Annotated in this window: 1 protein-coding gene; it reads left to right on the top strand. The window is 25.0% G+C overall.

The window, feature by feature from the left end; translation table 11 throughout:
* Positions 1-7 precede the first annotated feature (7 nt).
* On the top strand, positions 8-217 hold the full coding sequence (locus tag KVT37_RS33125) for an AAA family ATPase (protein ID WP_217579115.1): 210 nt from the start codon (positions 8-10) through the stop codon (positions 215-217).
* The last annotated feature ends 15 nt before the right edge of the window (positions 218-232 follow it).

The raw sequence follows: 232 nt of genomic DNA, 5'->3' as shown, positions 1-232 counted from the left end.
ATAATATATGAATGCATATATAAAAGGAATTGCTGTATTTAATAAAAATGGTGAAAAAAGATTTGTTGAGTTAAAAAGAGGATTGAATATTATTACAGGTCAATCCAAAAGTGGTAAAAGCGCTTTGTTAGAGATAATTGACTATTGTCTTGGAAATGCAAAATACATAATTCCTAAGGGGGAAAATACTAAATTCAGTCATTTATATGTAATATAAATTAAAATAGGTAAT

Origin of the sequence: Mesorhizobium sp. GbtcB19, from assembly GCF_019091085.1 — a bacterium.
Classification (GTDB): Bacteria; Pseudomonadota; Alphaproteobacteria; order Rhizobiales; family Rhizobiaceae; genus Mesorhizobium.
This window is presented reverse-complemented; position numbering and strand designations above follow the sequence as displayed.